The 4,106-nt window shown below is 44.1% G+C and carries 2 protein-coding genes; both read left to right on the top strand.

The window, feature by feature from the left end:
• Positions 1 to 2,588, top strand: a 2,588-nt coding sequence (locus tag ENN47_13005) for a hypothetical protein (GenBank protein HDP79065.1), incomplete at its 5' end; no start/stop codon positions are given.
• Positions 2,589 to 2,886: 298 nt separating this feature from the next.
• Positions 2,887 to 3,705 (top strand): hypothetical protein, encoded by an 819-nt coding sequence (locus ENN47_13000; protein ID HDP79064.1) that lies wholly within the window; start codon positions 2,887 to 2,889, stop codon positions 3,703 to 3,705.
• Positions 3,706 to 4,106 lie beyond the last annotated feature (401 nt).

Here is a 4,106-nt window from a genome sequence, read left to right as displayed (position 1 = left end):
GGCTTAGCGAAATGGCTTCGCTTCCCAAAGCATATAACGAAAATGGGCGGTTTCTTGACAGGGATGGTAGTATGACTTCAGATCCATCAGAAGTGGTTGGCTATCGTCTTCCAACTGAAGCGGAGTGGGAATTTGCAGCACGCGGAGGTACTATAAGCCAGGGTTATCAGTATTCAGGAAGCCAGAAAGTTGAAGACGTAGCTTGGTATAAAGAAAACTCGGAAAATATGACGCAAGTGGTTGGTTCGGTTCAACCTAACGAGATCCAGTTATTTGACATGAGCGGTAATGTCTGGGAATGGTGTAGCGATCTGTTTAGCATCTACAAAGCTAAGGAACAATTCAATCCGTTTACATCTTATTCCAGTTCCAGATCACGAGTAATCAGGGGAGGTAGTTGGGCAAATAACGAAACCTATTTGCGTGTTTCTTGTCGTCTTAGCAGAGAACCTGAAGTTGCCAATAATACTTTAGGATTTCGCATTTGCAGGACTGATATTGATATCCGTATTCCTGTTATTGGAAGAGTAGATGGTCCTAATGGTAAGATCTTGGAACAAGACGTGACTTTTGTGTGGAATGGAAGCGATTATGATGGTTTACTCGCAGGTTACCAGTACAGAAAAGATGGCGGTGAATGGGAAGAATTGTTTGAATTGAAAGACAGTTATACGTGGCGAAATGTTTCAGGTGGAAGTCATACATTTGAAGTCAGAGCAGTCGACAATGATGGATTGTACTCAGAATCTGTATCCTGGTTCTTCTGGAGAGTAATAGAAGGCGACAGGGTATTTGTGAAAGGTGATTATTCTTCTATAGAAGAGCGCTTAGTTAACGTTAGCACACTAGATCATGATTTCACTATAGGCCGATATGAGGTAACAATAGCAGAATTTCGAAAGTTTTGTAGTGCTACCGCTAGGAAAATGCCGAACGTTAACCTCGTATCTAGCGATAGTTGTCCTGTGTTCAATGTCAGTTGGTGGGATGCGATATCCTACTGCAATTGGTTGAGTGATAGTGAAGAGCTTCCAAGAGCTTATAATAGCGACGGCAAACTGCTGGATGCTGAAGGCAAAGTTACTGAAGATTTGAGAGAGGTAGTTGGATACCGACTACCCACAGAAGCGGAATGGGAATTTGCAGCCAGAGGCGGTGAAGTTAGTAATGGCCATAAGTACTCCGGCGGTGATGATGTCGAACTTGTGGCTTGGTATTCTGGCAATTCTGAAGCAGGTTCCGGATTCTATACAAGAAAGAGAAGTCCGAAAGAAATTGGCCAAAAACTACCAAATGAACTGGATCTATTTGACATGAGTGGAAATGTCTGGGAATGGTGCACAGACTCAAATAAAGCGATAAGAGGGGGTAGTTTTGAAGATAGCCTATCGTACGTTGTGGTTACTTCACGAAGAACAGTGCTCCCCGATGTCAGTAGCGAGTCTATTGGGTTTCGAGTTTGTAGAACAATATCGAACGAAAGTCACAACAGGGCTCCTTATACACCAGTAAATCTATTCCCTCTAGACAACGTTGTATGTCACTCAACAACAATAACTCTGATTTGGGACTGTAGTGATCCGGACGGGGATGAAGTCACCTACGAAATCTGTTTTTGGGAAGGTACTTCACAACCGCTGATAGCAAGTGTTCGCAGAGATTTGACATATACCGTTATAAATCTTGAACCTGAAACAACTTACTACTGGAAAGTAGTAGCGAAAGACAGTAAGGGAGGAAACATCGAGGGACCTGTATGGAGATTTACAACATCAGCAGTTCCGGAAGGAATGGTACTGGTGGAAAAAGGGAGCTTCACAATGGGCGACACGTGGGGTGGAGGAGAAAGTGATGAAAAACCAACCCACAAAGTGACGTTCACGTACAACTTTTATATAGGTAAATGCGAGATCACATTCGACGAGTACGATGCCTTCTGTGAGGCTACAGGCAAGAGCAAACCCGGCGACCTGGGTTGGGGAAGGGGTAGCAGACCAGTTATATACGTGAGCTGGAACGATGCGATAGCATACTGCAACTGGTTGAGTGAAAAAGAGAAGCTTCCGAAGGCATATGACAGTAACGGTAATCTACTGGATAAAGACGGAAAAGTAACGACAGATCCATCGAATGTGGTCGGCTACAGACTGCCAACGGAAGCAGAGTGGGAGTACGCTGCGAGAGGGGGAGACAAGAGCAAAGGGTACAAATATTCCGGGAGCGATAACGTAGATGATGTAGCCTGGTATTGGCAGAATTCAGGAGACAAATACCTTACAGGTGATTGGGACGCGGACACAATTGTGATGAACAACTGCAGGGCTCAGGAAGTTGGAAAGAAGGCCCCTAACGAGCTGGGCATCTACGATATGTCGGGGAACGTGTGGGAGTGGTGCAGCGACTGGTTTGGAAACTACTCAAGTTCTGCGCAGACGAATCCGTACAACAACAGTGGTTCCGCCCGGGTGAATCGTGGCGGTAGCTGGGTCAGCAATGCGGCGGACGTGCGGGTTGCGTATCGCGACCGCTTCTCGCCCTCTAGCACGGACTTCGACCTCGGGTTCCGTATTTGCAGGACGGTGCCCTGATTTACACTTTAGCCTTTTTACGTTTTTACCCTTTACTGCGGCTGCGAGCGCCGGGCACGGAGTAGCCCGCAAGCGCGAGAAGACGCAGAAGATATTGGAGGTTCTATGGTCTTCAGCATAATAACGGTTCACTCTGTCATAGACTCAAGATACGTGAGCCTTACGATGATACAAGGAATGTGCTAATTCATTAAGAAATCGAGTTTTTAGGTGGAGTTTAACTCAATCCATAGCTTTTTGGAGAAGTCCGTTAACAACCAAAACATACAAATGGGAGCAATTGTACAAGGAGGAAATCTTGAATCTAAATAAGAGCGTTCTTGCAAAAACTGGGTTTATACTGATTTTTGTTGGAATTGTGCTTTTCTTCATTGGGTTTGCCGTCCCCGATGAGGGAGTCTATGCAGTATTTATTTCAATAATGCTGCTTTTACTTGCACCATTGTTATTACTTTCCTCCCTCGATTTTCCAACTGCAGAACAATGCCTTACTTTGGCTGAGAGTAAACTTCATCCCGGTGAAGTCGTAATTGCCTCGGTTTTTGTTCATCGTTTTATGCAGGGCGTTAATTGGGACGGTAAGCAAATCAGCGGGTATGTCAAATATTTCATTGTGTTCACGAACTATTTCCTGCGGATGTATTTGCCTAAGAAGAAATGGCCGTGGCAGACTGAAGAGGCTCGGTTTTCTAGAGAGGATACTATGGGTTGTGATACACTTGTCAATTACTCGTTTATCAATGCTGGTTCAAGAAGACAGGACTTTTCTATCAATTTCTGGACAGGTTCCGTTGTCGGGTTTACTGAAAAAGAGGAAGATGCATACCAGCTTCAGCAAGCAGCAGATCACATTCTTCAGAGGCAACGCATAGGTGTTACTCGAGGATCAACTAATCTATCTCAAGAAATAGTGGAGTTGAATCGATTGATGGAGGAGGGATTGATAACTGAAGATGAGTTTGGAAGAGCAAAAGAACTCTTTTTGGGAAAAGCCAAAGACGATCGTGATTATGTAGTGAAGCTTCTGAGAAATCTGTACGTACTTTATAAAACTGATGTACTCTCTGAATCGGAGTTCAATATGAAAAAATGGGATATTCTATCCAGAGAGAAGTGATTTCTTTCTCTTTGTTTTGACTCAACTTTGACAGCAACGGATCTGAAAACAGGTAAACAAGGGGACCAAGACTTAAGGTTGTTCAAGGGCATTACATTAAATAGGGACTCTATTTTTCACTGCCTTGAACACTACAAGGAGATCGTTGAGAAATCGAAAGCAGAAACAAGCTAGGAGGTGCTGCCTTGTAGTTCAATAAAGGTGAGATCTACAAGCGGTCGCTGATTCATGAAGAGTATGGAGGGAACAGGCACGGATTTACATGGTCAGTCTCCAACCCTTGAAATAAAACCCGGAAATCATCGGGTTTTTTTGATACGCAAACCATTGCATTTGGTTTTCTTTGTAACAATGAATATAATAGTGAACAGACGCAATCTGATCAACTTCGCAACTCTGAG

Origin of the sequence: Mesotoga infera, assembly GCA_011045915.1 — a bacterium.
GTDB lineage: Bacteria > Thermotogota > Thermotogae > Petrotogales > Kosmotogaceae > Mesotoga > Mesotoga infera_D.
The sequence above is the reverse complement of the archived record's forward strand: the minus strand, read 5'-3'. Positions and strand labels throughout refer to the sequence as shown.